The sequence below is a fragment of the Kocuria carniphila genome, from assembly GCF_004136555.1.
GTDB classification, from domain to species: domain Bacteria; phylum Actinomycetota; class Actinomycetes; order Actinomycetales; family Micrococcaceae; genus Kocuria; species Kocuria carniphila.
On record NZ_NOIT01000007.1, the window covers coordinates 114,144 to 130,370 of the forward strand.

A 16,227-nucleotide genomic window follows, 5' to 3' on the forward strand; every position below is an offset into this window, starting at 1 on the left:
CGGCGGTCGGATGCGCCCTGCCCTCGGCATCGATGCATCGGAAGGTGACAGTGAACGGCCCATTCAGCAAGGACCTGTCTGCGCGGTCCGTGCGCGTTCGCATCCTGTCCACGATGCTCGCGTTCATGGCCGGTGGGCTGTTGATCGCCGGATTCGTCAGCTACTACGTGCAGTTCACCGTCCTGGAGGACCGGGTGAACACCGAGCTGTTGCAAGAGGTCGACGAGTTCCAACGGATTGCCGAACTGCGCCAGTCGGACGTGGGCGATGAGGAAAGCACCGAGGACCTGATGCGCGCCGCCATCCAGAGCGCGGTGCCCGGCGAACACGAGGCATTCCTCGCGTTCCTCGACGACAAGCCCCAGTTCAAACCCCAGGAACAGGCCTTCGAACTCGGTAACCCGGAGACGGTTGAGCAGATCTTGGCCGCGCACGAACCCGGGCAGACGATCTTCACTGAGGTCATGGTGGACGGGGAGGCGGTTCCTGCGGCCATCGCCTCCGTGGAACTGTACAGCGACGAGACACCCGGCATCTTCGTGGCAGCGAACAAGATTCAGAGCCAGCGAGAACAGATCTGGATCTCGGCCATCACCTACACGGTCGTCAGCCTGGCCACGTTGCTCGCCTCCGCGCTGGTGGGCCTGGTCGTGACGGGCAAGCTCATGCGCCCCATTGGCGACCTGCGCGATGCCACCCGCGAGATCACGATCTACGACCTCGAGCGTCGCGTTCCCGACCCCGGCACCCGGGACGACGTCGCCGCGCTCGCTCAGAACTTCAATCGCATGCTCGAACGCATCCAAGAGGGTTACGCGCATCAGCGCCAGTTCATGTCCGACGTCTCCCATGAATTGCGGACACCCCTGACCATTGTTCGGGGCACGCTGGAAACCACCGACCCCGAAGATCCCGCCGATGTGACGGAGGGGCACGAGATCGCCTTGGACGAGCTCGATCGGATGAACAGCTTGGTGACGGACCTGTCCACGCTGGCGAAGACCGGGCGGCCGGACTTCGTGAAGTTCAAGGACGTCAACATGGCGGAGTTCGCCCGCAATGCGTTCTCCCGCATCGAGCACCTGGGCCCGCGGGAGTGGTTGCTCGATTCCGGTACGGACGTGGTGGCCCAAGCGGACGAGGATCGTTTGACGCAGGCCGTGGTGCAGCTGGCCGCCAATGCGGTGCGCTACAGCGAACCCGACACCAAGATCGAGCTCAAGGTCCAGCACATGACGCTGTCCGGTCAATCCATGATCATGGTGGGAGTCCGTGACGAAGGAATCGGCATTGCCGGGGCGGATCAGGCCCGGATCTTCGAACGGTTCGCCCGGGTCTCCGAGAGCGGCGGTGAATCCGGTTCCGGTCTGGGACTGGCCATCGTCAAGGCCATTGCCGAGGCCCACGGCGGCTCGGTCAGTCTCACGTCCAGGCCGGGTCACGGTTCGACGTTCACCATGATTTTCCCTCAGGACAACACCCACGTGACCGATCCCAAGGAGCGCTGACATGCGAATTCTGATTGCCGAGGACGAGCCCCGGATCTCGCGTTTCGTGGCCCGCGGCCTCAAGGCCCACGGTTACACACCCACGGTGGTGGAGGACGGCATCACCGCCCTGGACTACGCGAGCAGCGGGGAGTTCGACCTCTTGGTCCTGGACGTGGGACTGCCGCGCATGGACGGTTTCGCGGTGCTGAGGGCATTGCGGGACATGGGCGCGGAGATCCCCGTGCTCATGTGCACCGCCCGCGATTCGGTCGAGGACACCGTGCACGGCCTGGAAGGCGGTGCCGACGATTACCTGGCCAAACCCTTCCGCTTCGAGGAACTGCTGGCCCGCATCAAATTGCGAGCGCGTGAACGCACCGGTGGCACCACACAGCCCACGCAGGAAATCCTTGAACTCGGTGATCTGAGTTTGAACCTCCGCACGCGTGTGGCCACGGTGGGCACCGGCGCGCAGAAGCGTGAAGTGGAGCTGTCCAGCCGCGAGTACGCTCTGTTGGCGCTGTTCCTGGAGCACCCGAATCAGGTCTTGACCCAGGAGATCATCCTGTCGCGGGTGTGGGGTTACGACTACGACGGTGCGTCGAACGTGGTGGTGGTCTACCTGCGCTACCTGCGGAAGAAGATGGGTGCGGATCGGTTCATCACCGTGCGCGGCGCGGGCTACAAGCTGGTGGACCCGCGCGAATCATAGGCCTGTGCGCCCCAATCGGGGTGATTATGAGAGTTTCCTCATATCCGGTTCACGGTGGTTTCATCGACCCGCGTCAGACTTGAAGCATGAAAACGCTTCGGAACGCCGCAATCCTGACGGCACTTGGGGCAACGGCCACCGCCATCGTCATCATGCCCATGGACTCCAACGAGGCCACGCCCGTTCCCGGTGTTGTGGTGACCCCGCAGACCGCGCCCAACGCTTCACCGACCTCGACGGGGAGTCAGAGCGCGGCGCCGTCGGCCTCGCCCTCGGACACGGCCGCTCCCGACCGTTCCGACAAGGCTGACAAGGCCGCCGAGGACAAGAAGAAGGACGACGACGCCGCTCCCGCGCCCGAGCGCGCGGCCCCGGCCCAAGCGCCCGCCCCCGCGCCTCCCGCGCCGATCGAGCGCCCGGCGGCACCCGCGCCGCCTCCGGCTCCCGTGGCTCCCGCTCCCGCCCCGGCACCGCAGGCTCCCGTGTCCGTGCCCCAGGCGCCGGCTCTGAGCAGTGTGTGCGAATGGGATGACGACGAATGGGAGTGCGACGACGATTGGGATGACGACTGAGTCCCCGGTGGGGTTAGAATGGCGCGGTGCACTGTGTGTACACGGACTGTGAACCGGCCATCACCGGGGAGTCTTCGGAAGAACGGATCAAGCCTTCGGGTGGGTCTCAGTAGAACCGAGCGGGTGGGCCCGTGACAGCCTGCGAATGAGCGGCTCGCGGCGTCGTCGTCCCCGGCAAGGGACGAACCGACGCGAGTAAGCGAGGTGGTACCGCGCCACCGGCGTACTCCGTACGCCCGAGCGTCCTCGCATCCTGAATTTACTGACGTCTCAGGATGGAGCACCGTGACTGATTCACCCGTTTACCCCAAGGTAAGCACCGACCCCACCGCCCTAGGCGTGCCGTCCGCCCCGCGTTTCCCGCAGGTCGAGGAACGCGTTCTCGACTACTGGAAGACCGACGACACCTTCCAGGCGAGCATCGACCAGCGCGAACGGGGCCAGGACGGTTCCAACGAATTCGTTTTCTACGACGGCCCTCCCTTCGCCAACGGACTGCCCCACTACGGGCACCTGCTGACCGGCTACGTCAAGGACCTCGTCGCCCGCTACCAGACCCAGCAGGGTCGCCGCGTGGAACGCCGGTTCGGCTGGGACACCCACGGTCTGCCGGCCGAACTCGAGGCAATGAAGCAGTTGGGTATGACCGATAAGCAAGAAATCGAAACGATGGGCGTCGACAAGTTCAACGATGCCTGCCGCGCCTCCGTCATGAAGTACGCCACCGAGTGGCAGGACTACGTGACGCGCCAGGCCCGCTGGGTCGATTTCGACAACGACTACAAGACGCTCAACGTCGAGTACATGGAATCGGTCATGGCCGCGTTCAAGTCCCTCAGCGACAAGGGACTGATCTACTCCGGTTACCGGGTGCTGCCGTACTGCTGGAAGGACGAGACGCCCCTGTCCAACCACGAGTTGCGCATGGACGACGACGTCTACAAGGACCGCCAGGACACCACGGTCACCGTGGGCTTCGAGATCCTCGACGACGCCGCGTGGGCCGTCCAGCCCGACGTCGTCTCCCAGCTCGCAGGGGCCCGCGCCCTGGCCTGGACCACCACGCCCTGGACCCTGCCCACCAACGAAGCGCTCGCCGTCGGCCCGGACATCGACTACGTGCTGGTCAACGGCGGGGGAGACCTGGCCGGGCGTCGCTACCTGATCGCCTCCGACCTGCTCGCCGGTTATGCCAAGGACCTGGGCTTCGGAGACGCCGAGGACCCGGCAGCGGCCGCCCACGATGCCGTGACCGCCCACTTCACCGGATCCCAGCTGGAAGGTGTGCGCTACCGCCCGTTGTGGGACTACTTCACGGACGCCGAGCGCTTCGGCACCGGCACCGCGTGGCAGATCCTCGTGGCCGATTACGTCACCACCACCGACGGCACCGGACTGGTCCACCAGTCCCCGGCCTACGGTGAGGACGACCAGAACGTGTGCGCCCGCTACGACATCCCCGTGGTGCTCTCGGTGGATGAGGCCGGCGTGTTCTACGACTTCTTCCAGGACGAGTCCTTGGCCGCCGGGGCACCCCTGGCCGGTATCGCCGGGCACAACGTGTTCGACAAGGAAGTGGCCCGCACCGTGATCCGGGACCTGCGTGCCCAGGACGCGCTCGTGCGCGAATCCAGCTACGTGCACTCCTACCCGCACTGCTGGCGCTGCCGCAACCCCTTGATCTACCGTGCGGTGTCCTCGTGGTTCGTCAAGGTCACGGACATCAAGGACCGCATGGTCGAGCTCAACCAGGAGATCAACTGGATCCCGGACAACGTCAAGGACGGCCAGTTCGGAAAGTGGCTCGAGAACGCTCGCGACTGGTCGATCTCGCGCAACCGTTACTGGGGTTCGCCCATCCCGGTGTGGGAGTCCAGCGACCCCAATTACCCGCGCCGCGACGTCTACGGCTCGCTAGCGGAGATCGAGCGGGACTTCGGCACGCTTCCGCGCAACGCCGAGGGTGAGGTGGACCTGCACCGCCCGTGGGTCGACGATCTCACCCGCCCCAACCCGGACGACCCCACCGGCCAGTCCGTGATGCGTCGCGTTCCCGAGATCCTGGACGTGTGGTTCGACTCCGGTTCCATGCCCTACGCCCAGGTGCACTACCCCATGGAGAACCGGGAGTGGTTCGAGACCCACAACCCGGCCGATTTCATCGTGGAGTACATCGGTCAGACCCGCGGCTGGTTCTACCTGCTCCACGTGCTGGCCACCGCGCTGTTCGACCGCCCGGCCTTCCGCAACGTGATCTCGCACGGCATCGTGCTGGGCTCGGACGGGCAGAAGATGTCCAAGTCCCTGCGCAACTACCCTGACGTCAACGAGGTCTTCGACCGCGACGGCGCGGACGCTATGCGCTGGTTCCTGATGTCCTCACCCATCCTGCGCGGCGGCAACCTGGTCGTGACCGAGCAGGGTATCCGCGAGGGCGTGCGTCAGATGATGTTGCCACTGTGGAACGTCTACCACTTCTTCGGTCTGTACACGAACGCCGCCAAGGGTGGCTCCGGGTACGAGGCGCAGCTGCGCTACCAGGCCGAGAACGTCATGGACCGCTACATCCTGGCCGAGACCGGACGGTTGGTCTCCGAGACCAAGCAGCAATTCGACGATTATGACATCTGGTCCGCCGCCGAAACCCTGCGCTCCTACATGGACACGCTCACCAACTGGTACGTGCGCCGTTCCCGCGAGCGGTTCTTCGACGAGGACACCCAGGCCTTCGACGTGCTCTACACCTGTCTGGAGACCGTGTGCCGCGTGGCCGCGCCCCTGTTGCCCCTGGTCACTGAGGAAATCTGGCGTGGCTTGACCGGCGGCCGTTCGGTGCACCTGACGGACTGGCCGGACGCGTCCCTGTTCCCACAGGACGAGGACCTCATGACGCTCATGAACCGCACGCGCGCCATCTGTTCGTCCGGTTCCGCGTTGCGTAAGGCCCACAACTTGCGCGTGCGCCAGCCGCTGGCCGGTCTTACCGTGGCGGTTCCCGAGGGCCAACGCCTCACCGGAACGTTCGAGTCCATCATTGCGGACGAGCTCAACCTCAAGTCCGTCACGCTGCTCGACTCCGCAGAGGTTTCGCCCGCGGACTTCGGCATTTCGCAGCAGCTCAAGGTCAACGCCCGCGCCGCGGGCCCGCGCCTGGGCAAGCAGGTCCAGCAGGTCATCAAGGCCGCCAAGTCCGGTGACTGGTCGGTCTCCGAGGACGGCGCCGTCACGGCCGGCTCGATTCTCTTGGAAACGGGCGAGTACGAATTGGCCACGGTCGTCGACGACGCCGCGGAAACCTCGGCGCGCGCCGTCACCGTGCCGCCCGAGGGCGGTTTCCTGGTGCTCGACACCGAACTGACCGACGAGCTGCGCGGTGAGGGGATTGCTCGTGATCTGATTCGAGAGGTTCAACAATTTCGGCGAATCAGAAAATTCAATGTTTCTGACCGAATAATCTTGCGATTGGGGGCCACCTCGGAATTCCAGAACCTGATTGAGCCGCATCTCGGATTGATAGGCAAGTCCACCCTCGCTCGCGACATTGAGTTTGGACCCGCGCCGACCCAAGAAGATATTGGGCTGCACTCATCTGAAATTTCCGGAGATAATGCTGCCGCGACGGCCCTATCGACCACTGGCCATGCCGTCAAACTTGCCTCCGGGGACCATGTAAATATCTATGCATCGGTGGTCAGCTGATGACTGAAGCCTGGAACCTGTCCACTCCTCAGAGTGTGGAGGAGGTCTACGCGGAACTCCTGGACCGTGCGCCGGAGAACAAGATGGAGCCGCGCCTGGATGCGGTGCAGCGCGCCGTCGACATTCTGGGTAATCCCGAGAAGAGCGCGCCGGTCATCCATATCACCGGGACCAACGGCAAGACCTCGACCGCGCGCATGGTCGAGTCCCTCCTGCTCGCTCACGATCTCCGGGTGGGCCGCTACACGAGCCCGCATCTCGAGAAGGTCACCGAGCGCATCAGCCTGGACGGCCAGCCCGTTACGGACGAAACGTTCGTGCGCATCTACGGGGAGATCGCCCCGTACCTTCAGCTCGTGGACACCGAGCTTTCGGAACGAGGGGAACCGAGGCTTACGTTCTTCGAGGTACTGACCGTTCTGGCATTCGCGGTCTTCGCGGATGAGCCCGTGGACGTCATGGTCCTGGAAGTGGGAATCGGTGGCAGCTGGGACGCGACCAACGTGGCGGACGCGGCGGTCTCCATCGTGACGCCCGTGGACCTGGACCACACCGAAATGCTGGGGGACACCCTGCAGGACATCGCCTTGGAGAAGGCAGGCATCATCAAGCCGGGTGGCTTCCTGATCTCCGCTGCACAGGATCCTGTGGTGGCCCAGATCCTGCTGGAACGCGCTCAAGAAATTGGGGCACAGTTCCGCTTCGAGGGTGTCGAGTTCGGCGTGCGCGGTCGCACCATCGCCGTGGGCGGACAGATCATTGCCGTCCAGGGCTTGGCGGCGGAGTACATCGACCTGATGCTGCCCTTGTTCGGCGAGCACCAGGCGGAGAACGCTGCGCTGGCCATTGCCGCGGTGGAGGCACTGCTGGGCGGGGGAGACAAGCCCCTCAACCAGGAGTTGTTGGTCACGGGGTTGGGTGCAGTGACGTCGCCCGGCAGGCTGGAGTTGGCCCGCAAGGCACCCCCGGTGTTGCTGGACGCCGCCCACAACCCGCACGGACTGAAGGCCTCGGCCCGGGCCGTCCGGGAATCGTTCACGTTCGCCAAACTCAACCTGGTGGTCGGGATCCTGCGCGAGAAGGATGTGGAGACCATGTTGCGCACGCTCGCCGAGGAGTACAGCGAGTACGAGCTGGAACTGTGGTGCAGCCACTCCCGGTCCCCGCGGGCCATCGCGCCCGAAGAACTGGCCGAGATTGCGGCGGACATGGGTTTCGACGAGGACATGGTGCACGCCCAGGACCGCCTGGACGACGCCATCGCCTCCGCCATCCAGGACGCCGCCGACCGTCAGGAGTTCGACGGCGCGGTACTGATCACCGGCTCCGTCACCGTGGTGGGTGAAGCCCGTGCGCTGCTCGGACTCTGACAACCGCCGGAACCTGGGGAGGGACTGAGCATGGCAAAAATGACCAAGGCCCAGCGCGAATGGCGCCCGGGACAGAAGAAACCGCGCCGTTCGATTAAGGCGATGTTCGCCGTGTCCGTCCTGTCGATCGAGGCGTTCATCGTCTTCTTCGCGACCTTGGCGGCCTTCGGAATTCTGGCCCGTGATTGGGGCACCACTCAGCAGTGGCTGCTGGTGGGCGGCGGGGTGCTCCTCACGCTCGTGTTCCTGCTCGCGTGCGGCATGGTGCGCCGACCGGGCGGTTACGTGCTCGGTTGGGTGCTGCAACTGGTGCTCATCGCCACGGGCTTCCTGCTTCCCGCCATGTTCGTGATCGGTGCGCTGTGCGCCCTGGCCTGGTGGTACGCGGTGGCCAAGGGCACCACCATCGACCGTGAGAACCGGGAGCGCGATCGGCTCCAGGAACAGTGGGAAGCCGAGCATCCGCAAGATCGTGCGTGAGTACCCGGGCCATGGTGCCCGGCCGGTAGGCTGGTCGCGGTACCTCTGACGAGAACAATTTCAAGGAGATGTAGATGACGGAACGCACCCTGGTGCTGGTGAAGCCGGACGGCGTCGAGCGCGGCCTGACCGGACAGATCCTGGCCCGTATCGAGGCCAAGGGCTACAAGATCGTGGAGCTCAAGCTCGTGCAGGCCACGCGTGACATCCTCGAAAAGCACTACGAGGAACACCAGGGCAAGCCCTTCTTCGAACCGCTGGTCGAGTTCATGGGATCCGGTCCCGTGGTCGCCGCTGTGGTCGAGGGCAACCGTGTGATCGAAGGTTTCCGCAGCCTGGCCGGTTCCACCGAACCCACCACTGCGCCTCCCGGCACCATCCGAGGCGACCTCGGCCGCGACTGGGGCGAGAAGGTGCAGAAGAACCTCGTGCACGGCTCGGATTCTCCCGAGTCGGCTGACCGCGAGATCGGCATCTGGTTCGCCTGATCGGGTGACCTGCTGAACCGACGACGGCGGGGTGGGACTGGAAATCCAGTCTCACCCCGCCGTCGTCGTCATTGGGCGAGCCGACCCGCCAGCCAGTAGTGGGTGGGTTGCGGGGTCGTGGGCCATGGATCTCACCGTAATTGTGGCCGGACCCGGTTAGCGGGGATCGGGGTGGGCCGCGCTCTGGGCGATCCAATGCACTCGAGTGCCGCCGGGACATATCTGGCAGAGTGTCACGCCGTGAAGTGCGCTTTCGAAACGGACTTCTACCCGGATTGTCACCGGGTACGATCCTCCGCCCGAGATGTAACTCCCATTACGAACCTGCGCCACCAATGTCGACCGAGCGCGAACCTGTGCCTTGAGTGTCACCCCGGGTACGAAATTCCGCACGAGGTATGGCACTCGTTACGAACCCGTGCCCCTAATGTCGATAGGGTGCCAGCCTGTGCCTTGAGTGTCACCCGGTGGACGAACCCGTGCCCCTAATGTGCACGGAGGGTTGCCGTGATCAAACCCGCCAGCGGCGCCGCTGAGTCATCACGGGCCTCAGGATCGGCGCCAAATGATGACGGCGCCTTTCAAGACCCTCAGAATGACCCGCATGCTGTGTTTGGTTGGAGCCCTAGATCGCACCTGGTGTGTCGGTGGAGCCCTTGAAGGCCTTCTACGAGGTCCCATCGGCACCTGAGATGACATGGCTGGTCCTAAAGGCGCCTCACGTGTCCGCCGATGGCGCAATCGGTGCGAAGTTCAGCAGGGACGCGGCTCTCGCAATCACCCACATGCTGTGTTTGGTTAGAGCCCTAGAGTGCACCTGGTGTGCCGGTGGAGCCCTTGAAGGCCTTCTACGAGGTCCCATCGGCACCTGAGATGACATGGCTGGTCCTAAAGGCGCCTCACATGTCCGCCAATGACGCAATCGGTGCGAAGTTCCACGGGGTCACAACTGTCTTCCTCAAGGGGCACCGGGATGGGCACGGTCCGATCGGTAACCCTTGACCACCACTGCCGAAAGCTCACGGGTTCAGGCAGATCACGGTTAGACGAAAATTACCGTGGAGAAGCGGATGGCAATGATGCCGAAAGCAATCACCAGGAGGCCGATGGCGATCAGCCAGGCCCATGCGGTCGAGTGACCCGCATTGATCATGCGGGCGCCGAACATCCCAGCGCGGGCATTCCGGGCCGTGGTGTGAACCAACAGGATGGTTTGTGCGCACCACACGATCATGCAGTACAGGCACAGGGTGTTGATCTCGAACGTGGTCTGCCACCACAACCACAGGGTGAACACCGAACCGGCGAGGATTCCCACCCAGATGAGCCACCAGTACCAGTTGGCAAAGCGGGCCCCGGCCAACACCGCCAAAGCGAGGGCAATTACAACCGCGTAGGCCACGATGCCGATGAACGGATTGGGGAAGCCGAACAGCTCGGCCTGCGGGGTGCGCATCACGGTGCCACATGAGAGCCACGCGTTGATGTCACAGCTGGTGCGGTGGCCGGCGTCGGCATAGATGGCCAGGCGTTCCATCACCAGGGTCGCGGAGGCCCCGAAGCCGATGATCGACAGGATCAGGGCGAGGATTCCCCAACCTCGGTCCGAGGAAGTGCTGGGCTGACGGTCCATGGTGTTTGTTGAGCTCACAGGCCGATGCTAATCGACCCGACACCTTGGGCGATGTGGTCTGCCGCACACGTCAATCCTGGGGTGCGTGTACGTCCTGTGAGATACTTGGCAACGGTCGGTTCCCAGCCGTACACGGGAACCGGTCCGGCAGGACCTCCGATAAAAAATGGATGGACCCGCGGCTCTCAACAGATCGAGCGCGTCCGTCCGAAAAAAGTTCGCGACCCTGAAGGGTCAAGCGACTCGGACATCCGCCGGCTTGCCAGTAGCGCTCTAGTCAGTCAGCGCACTCGGTAAGTACCACAATGACTTCCGGCGGCCGCGTGGATTTTCCACCGGTTCGACCGACCGAGCACACCTCGGACCCGAGTGCGGACGGTGTTCCGAGCAGGAGTACAACCTCACATGGAATCCGAACAGGACAACGCGGAACAGACGACACAGGACCAGGCAGCTACCGCGGAACAGCAGACCCCCGCCGAAACTTCGGTGGCGGAAACCCCCGCGGAACAGCCCGTTCTTGAGCAAACCCCGACCGAACCCCAGGTAGACACCCAGGTTGACGACGAGCCCGAAATGCTCCCGCAGCCCGCCGGCACTGACGTGGCCGACGACTCGGCCGACTCCCAGGCTGACGCGCCGTCGCAGACTGAGACGCCTCAGACCGAAACGCCGGATGCCGAAACGGTAGCCCCCGAGACGGATCAACCTGCTGACGCAAGCGAGAACACCTCGGTCGAGTCGACCGATGCGCAGCAGGCCTTGACGGACGAATCAGCGGAATCGCAGGTCGAGTCCGAGACAATCGAGGAGTCGGCTGCCGACACGTCGCCCAGCAGCGAGACCACTGGGCCGGAAAACTCAAAGGTTGAGACCACTGAGTCGGAAAACTCACAGGCTGAGACCACCGAGGCTGACGCCACTGACGCCATTGAGGCTCAGACCCCGGGTACTCAGGACGCCGAGGTCACCGAAGCCGCCGGCCAAGAAACCTCCGAGCAGACCAACAACCACGAGACCGAAACCGAGACCTCCGAATCCGAGGCCTCTGAAACCGAACCGTCCTTCGGTCTGGGCGCCGGCCTGATGTTCCACGCACCGGATCCGGATGAGATCCGCGCTGCCGCGGAGGCCGCGGCCGCTCGTCAGCGCGAGGCCGCCAAGGAACGCGATAACCAGCGTCGCCAGTCGCGCCAGCAGGACGACGATGATGCGGACGAGGACGATTCTTCGGGCAATGTGACGAGCCGTCGCAGGCGCCGTCGTCGCCGCGGTGACGTGGACATGGAACTCGTGGACGAGGCCGACGGCACCGTCACCCGCGTCCGGGCCCCGCGCGTGTCCGAGAGCGGTGCCGGTGAGGTGACCGGTCTGAAGGGTTCCACGCGGCTGGAAGCCAAGAAGCAGCGGCGTCGTGAATCGCGCCAGTCCGGGCGTCGCCGCCACGTGATCACCGAGGCAGAGTTCCTGGCACGGCGCGAATCGGTCGAGCGCAAGATGCTCGTGCGTCAGAAGGAGGACCGGATCCAGATCGGTGTCCTTGAGGACGGCGTGCTGGCCGAGCACTTCGTGTCCCATACCCAGCAGGATTCGCTGATCGGCAACGTGTACGTGGGCAAGGTGCAGAACGTGCTGCCTTCCATGGAAGCGGCGTTCGTCGACATCGGCCGGGGCCGCAACGCCGTGCTGTATGCGGGCGAGGTCGACTGGGACGCTGCCGAGCTGGGCAACAAGCCCCGCAAGATCGAGAACGCACTCAAGTCCGGAGACTCCGTCCTGGTGCAGGTCACCAAGGACCCCGTGGGCCACAAGGGCGCTCGCCTGACCAGCCAGGTCTCCCTGCCGGGCCGCTACCTCGTGTACGTGCCGGGTGGTTCCATGACCGGTATTTCCCGCAAGCTCCCGGACGTGGAGCGACAGCGCCTCAAGAAGATTCTGAAGGACCGCTTACCCGAGGGTGCGGGCGTGATCGTGCGCACCGCAGCGGAAGGCGCGTCCGAAGAGGAACTCACCAACGACATCAACCGGTTGCGCTCGCAGTGGGAACAAATTCAGGAGAAGGCAGGGTCCACCAAGACCCTGGCCCCGGAGATGCTCTACGCGGAGCCGGATCTGACCATCAAGACCGTGCGCGACGTCTTCAACGAGGACTTCACCGCCATGGTCGTCCAGGGCGAGCAGGCCTGGGACAACATCGAGGCCTACGTGACCTACGTGGCCCCGGACCTGTTGGACCGCCTGCAGCAATGGACCGAGGATACGGACCTGTTCGAATCCTTCCGCGTGGAGGAGCAGATCCAGAAGGCCCTGGACCGCAAGGTCTATCTGCCCTCCGGCGGTTCCCTGGTGATCGACCGCACCGAGGCCATGACCGTGGTGGACGTCAACACCGGTAAGTTCACCGGCTCCGGCGGCAACCTGGAGGAGACGGTCACCAAGAACAACCTGGAAGCTGCCGAGGAGATCGTCCGCCAGCTGCGGTTGCGCGATATCGGCGGCATCATCGTGGTCGACTTCATCGACATGGTGCTCGAGTCCAACCGCGAACTCGTGCTGCGTCGCCTGGTCGAGTGCCTGGGCCGAGACCGCACCAAGCATCAGGTCGCCGAGGTGACCTCCTTGGGTCTCGTGCAGATGACGCGTAAGCGCATGGGCACCGGCCTACTCGAGGTCTTCTCGGAGCCCTGCGAGGCGTGCGCCGGCCGCGGCGCGATCGTGCACGACCACCCGCTCAAGGGTCGCGCGGGGGATTCCGCCCCGGATCACCGTAATAACCGCAACGAGCGCAAGCGCTCCAAGCACAAGCAGCAGCACCAGGGTGGCCAGCAGAGCAACCAGCAGGACAAGCCCAAGAACTCCGGTAACGGCGGCAACAACGGATCGGACAACGGCAACGAGGGCAACGACCAGGAGTCCAAGGCCCGCGCGGAAGCCGCACGCAACGCGCTGGCCAGTATCGCTGCAGCTTCCCAGCACGACGACGACGCCGCCTCGGGTCACCAGGGCGGCGACCAGTCCGGCGAACGCTCCGGTGGTAAGGAACAGACGCCGGATCAGGGCAAGGATCAGTCTGGTTCCCAGGACCACGGTGATCAGGACGGCGATCGTCGCCGCAAGAAGCGTCGCGGCAAGCGCAGCCGCGGCCGCGCTCAGTCGGGCCAGGACAGCCAGGGCAACGATTCGCAGTCGAAGGATGCCTCGGATTCGGACGGCCAGGATCGTGACCGGGGTTCGGAGGACAAGGGCGAGAACCAGTCCTCGAGCCTGACCATTCACGGTGAGGTCATCGAGCTGCCGCACGGCGGTGGTTCCCCGGAGGACCAGCCGGAGAGCGGTCAGCAGTCGCTGACGCTGGACTCGTTGACGGCAGCGTTCACGGAAGCGCCCGCGCAGGACTCTTCCCAGGAACAGCCCACGCGAGGTAATCGCCGGAGCCGTTCCCGCCGTGCCCAGCGCGGAGCTACGCATGAATCCCGACAGAGGAGCGAGCAGTCCACGGCGGAATCCGCTGAGACTGCAGACTCCTCCAAGCAGTCCGGCTCAGAGCAGAAGTCCGGTGCGCCTGCACAGTCTTCGTCAGGACAGTCAGCGGGGGCTTCTGCTCCGAAGCAGGCGGCGTCACGTCAGGGCGCGGCACCCGCCGCCACCACGGAGACCAAGCCGGCCACGCGGCGTCGTTCGCGCCGTGCTTCCGCACCCACGGCCGCACCGGGAACGGCGAGCGTGCAGAAGCACGAGCCGGTCAGCTCCACGGGCACCGTGAAGCGGTTCACCGCCGACGCGTCCAAGCAGGACGCGCCCAAGTCCTCCTCGCAACCCACCGTGGTGGGCGTGGGCGTGAAGGCCGCGAACATGAAGATGACCGGCGGTTCCAAGGACTGACACCGGGCACCAGCTCCGGGATATGACATGCCACAGGGCCGCGGGGGATGAGAACCCGCGGCCCTGTGGCATGATGTGTATCACTGACACGGGGTGCCGCACGAGCGGCTGAGATGACACCCGTTGAACCTGATCTAGCTCGTACTAGCGAAGGGAATGTCGTGACTACTGCGCATTCTGATTCTTTGACCGTGCCCCGCGTGCTCACGATTGCCGGGACGGATCCGACCGGTGGTGCCGGCCAGGCCGCCGATCTGAAATCCATTGCCGCGATGGGCGGTTACGGCATGAATGTGATCACCGCGGTGGTCGCCCAGAACACCACCGGCGTGATCGACATCCACACCCCGCCCGTGCACATCCTGCGTTCCCAGCTAGAAGCCGTCAGCTCCGACGTCACCCTGGATGCCGTCAAGGTGGGCATGCTCGGATCGGTCGAGGTGATCGACACCGTCCGCGACTGGTTGGCCGCTGTGAAACCTCCGGTGACCGTGGTGGACCCCGTGATGGTGGCCACCGCCGGCGGCCGCTTGCTGCGGGCTGAGGCCGAGACGGCACTCATGTCATTGTTGCCCCTGGCCGATCTGATCACCCCCAACCTCCTGGAGCTCGCGGTGCTGGCCGATGCCCCCACCGCAACCACGTGGAGTGAGGCGCTAGAACAAGGACGATTCGTAGCCGAGAGGTTCGGCGCACGTGTGCTCGTCAAGGGCGGTCACCTGCCCGGGTCACGAACTCCCGACGCGCTGCTCGAACCGGGCCGCACCGAGCCGGTCGTGACGTTCGACGATCCTCGGGTGGCGACCTCCAACACTCATGGCACCGGGTGTTCGCTGTCCTCCGCCATTGCCACGGTGGTGGCCCGCACGGGGGGCTGGGCGGGGGCGGTGCGTACGGCACGCGCGTGGCTGCGCGGTGCGCTGGCACACGCGGACAGCCTGCACGTGGGGCACGGCAACGGTCCGGTGCACCACTTCCATCACGTCCAGGCCACCTTGCAGGACAGCCAGTCCTGTGAACGCTTCACGGATTCCCTGTGGCGCGACTGCGCGGGTGTGCGTGGTGACATCAACGAGTTGGAGTTCATCACCCAATTGGCGGACGGTTCGCTGCCGTTCGAGACGTTCGAGTGGTACATGGATCAGGACATGCAGTACCTGGACGTGTACTCCCGGGCCCTGGCTGCGTTGGCCGCCGCGGCGCCGTCGGAGACCGAACGAGAATTCTTCGCCGGGGGAGCGGCCGAGGTCGTCACCGTGGAGTCCGCCCTCCACCGCGCTCGACTGGGTGACGCCGAGCCCCTGCCGCCCTCCGAGGTGACCCGCACCTACACGGACTTCCTGTTGGCGGCCACGGGCAGTGAGCCCTACGCCGTGGGTGCTGCCGCAGTACTCCCGTGTTACTGGCTCTACGCGGCCGTGGGGAGCGCGCTCACCCAGAAGGCTCGTGTTGCCGGGCTGGACCCGCACCCGTACGGGGATTGGCTGGCCACCTACGACGCCCCCGATTTCCAACTGGCCACCGAACGCGCCCGCGATATCGTGGATCGTGCCGCCAGCGCCGCGGATCCTGTGACCCGGCAGCGCATGCGGGACGCGTTCATGCGTGCGTGCGAGCTGGAACTGCGGTTCTTCGCGGAGCCCGTTCGACGCGCCGAGACGCGCCCGTTTGCCGTAGCTTCCACGCATCGGGTAGTCTAGATTTTCGGTGCCGGGTACCGACGTGCGTGTGGTCAGTTAATTCCACCCCGTCAGGCGGCACATTCGGGTTCACCTCCTGTTCGATGCGAAAGCCACGCGAGGCGCGGTCAGTTCTGACCGCCGCGACGTGATGTCTCGACATTCGTGGTCCTCCAGGTGTGTTCCCGTCCTTACACGTAGTCCATAGATGTCGAGAGAAGT

The 16,227-nt window shown here is 64.8% G+C and carries 10 protein-coding genes and 1 riboswitch; of the genes, 9 read left to right on the forward strand and 1 reads right to left on the reverse strand.

The annotated features are described in order from the left end of the window. Nucleotides 1–50: 50 nt before the first annotated feature. The 7 genes from EWV37_RS06720 to ndk all read left to right on the forward strand — a co-directional run bounded on the left by EWV37_RS06720 (nt 51) and on the right by ndk (nt 8,811). A complete protein-coding gene (locus EWV37_RS06720) occupies nt 51–1,508 on the forward strand; it encodes a sensor histidine kinase (protein ID WP_095798221.1) in 1,458 nt (485 codons plus the stop codon). 1 nt (nt 1,509) lies between these two features. Next, nucleotides 1,510–2,202: a response regulator transcription factor gene (locus EWV37_RS06725; protein ID WP_129700606.1), complete on the forward strand. Its 693-nt coding sequence runs from the start codon at nt 1,510–1,512 to the stop codon at nt 2,200–2,202. 86 nt (nt 2,203–2,288) lie between these two features. Beyond that, on the forward strand, nt 2,289–2,774 hold the full coding sequence (locus EWV37_RS06730) for a hypothetical protein (RefSeq protein ID WP_129700608.1): 486 nt from the start codon (nt 2,289–2,291) through the stop codon (nt 2,772–2,774). A gap of 285 nt (nt 2,775–3,059) precedes the next feature. After that, nucleotides 3,060–6,473, forward strand: a complete 3,414-nt coding sequence (ileS, locus tag EWV37_RS06735; RefSeq protein ID WP_129700610.1) for an isoleucine--tRNA ligase — start codon at nt 3,060–3,062, stop codon at nt 6,471–6,473. Beyond that, the gene (locus tag EWV37_RS06740) at nt 6,473–7,843 is read left to right on the forward strand and encodes a bifunctional folylpolyglutamate synthase/dihydrofolate synthase (RefSeq protein ID WP_129700612.1); all 1,371 of its coding nucleotides are present in this window, start codon (nt 6,473–6,475) and stop codon (nt 7,841–7,843) included. The genes ileS and EWV37_RS06740 overlap by 1 nt, the downstream gene beginning before the upstream one ends. Before the next feature lie 30 nt (nt 7,844–7,873). Next, nucleotides 7,874–8,323, forward strand: a complete 450-nt coding sequence (locus tag EWV37_RS06745) for a DUF4233 domain-containing protein (RefSeq protein ID WP_129700614.1) — start codon at nt 7,874–7,876, stop codon at nt 8,321–8,323. A 74-nt stretch (nt 8,324–8,397) separates the two neighbouring features. Continuing rightward, nucleotides 8,398–8,811, forward strand: coding sequence for a nucleoside-diphosphate kinase (ndk, locus tag EWV37_RS06750; RefSeq protein WP_095798216.1), 414 nt, complete (start codon nt 8,398–8,400; stop codon nt 8,809–8,811). Between the two features lie 1,042 nt (nt 8,812–9,853). Here ndk and EWV37_RS06755 read toward each other — a convergent pair. Further along, nucleotides 9,854–10,462 carry a vitamin K epoxide reductase family protein gene (locus EWV37_RS06755; RefSeq protein ID WP_238663106.1) on the reverse strand — a complete coding sequence of 203 codons (609 nt, stop codon included), beginning with the start codon at nt 10,460–10,462 and terminating at the stop codon, nt 9,854–9,856. 387 nt (nt 10,463–10,849) lie between these two features. Between EWV37_RS06755 and EWV37_RS06760 the strand changes: the two genes are divergently transcribed. Next, the gene (locus tag EWV37_RS06760) at nt 10,850–14,326 is read left to right on the forward strand and encodes an Rne/Rng family ribonuclease (RefSeq protein WP_129700616.1); all 3,477 of its coding nucleotides are present in this window, start codon (nt 10,850–10,852) and stop codon (nt 14,324–14,326) included. Nucleotides 14,327–14,405: 79 nt separating this feature from the next. Further along, nucleotides 14,406–14,500: riboswitch (TPP riboswitch) on the forward strand. Then, nucleotides 14,488–16,026 (forward strand): bifunctional hydroxymethylpyrimidine kinase/phosphomethylpyrimidine kinase, encoded by a 1,539-nt coding sequence (locus EWV37_RS06765; RefSeq protein ID WP_129700618.1) that lies wholly within the window; start codon nt 14,488–14,490, stop codon nt 16,024–16,026. It overlaps the preceding riboswitch by 13 nt. The last annotated feature ends 201 nt before the right edge of the window (nt 16,027–16,227 follow it).